The sequence below is a fragment of the thiotrophic endosymbiont of Bathymodiolus puteoserpentis (Logatchev) genome (assembly GCF_900127505.1).
Taxonomy (GTDB): Bacteria; Pseudomonadota; Gammaproteobacteria; order PS1; family Pseudothioglobaceae; genus Thiodubiliella.
The window spans coordinates 1-814 of sequence record NZ_UEXF01000018.1 but is presented as its reverse complement, the minus strand read 5'-3'; the positions used below and the strand labels follow the sequence as shown (position 1 = coordinate 814).

Genomic DNA, 814 nt, shown 5'->3' with positions numbered 1-814 from the left:
AAACTCACAGATTGTGTTAAAAATTACATTAGTGAAAAGCTAAAAGAATATTGGAGTCCTGAACAAATCATGGGACGCTTGGAATTAGATAAAAAGATTAAAATTAGCACTGAAACCGCCTACCGCTTTGTCTTGCAAGACAAAGCGGTAGGCGGAGCGCTTTACAAATACCTACGCCATCAGCATAAGAAATATCGAAAACGCTATGGCAAAAATGATTATCGAGGTAGGATACCTAATCGCATTGACATTGATGAGCACCCCAGTATTGTTGATGCTCGCACTCGCATTGGCGACTGGGAAGTTGACTTGGTTATTGGTAAAGGACACAAAGGTGGCTTTGCCACTCTTGCTGAGCGTAAGAGTAGGCTATATCTTGCACTACCCATTGTCAACAAAACCGCACAAAATGCAAATGACGCTATCAATAAACGACTCACTCCACTTAAACATTGGGTCAAAACCTTGACTTTTGACAATGGCAGGGAGTTTAGTTGGCATGAAAAGCTAGCAGAAAATCTTGACTGTAACACTTACTTTGCCAAGCCGTATCATAGTTGGGAAAGGGGCTTAAACGAGAATCACAATGGACTGTTAAGGCAATTCTTCCCTAAGCGAATGGCTTTGGATAATGTGAGTGAGAAAGAAGCATTTAGGGCAACAGATTTAATGAATAATAGACCTAGGAAATGCTTGGGGTATAAGACCCCATTTGAGGTCTTTGCCAAGATGACTGGCAAGGACTATTTTTTAAATGGAAGTGTTGCACTTATGGGTTGAATTCGCCATAAATTTAAATTATATTTTGGATATC

Annotated in this window: 1 protein-coding gene; it reads left to right on the top strand. The window is 40.0% G+C overall.

What is annotated here, in order from left to right; translation table 11 throughout:
• Nucleotides 1-780: IS30 family transposase (locus BHECKSOX2_RS01970; RefSeq protein ID WP_139682242.1), on the top strand; the 780-nt coding region annotated here is incomplete at its 5' end.
• Nucleotides 781-814 lie beyond the last annotated feature (34 nt).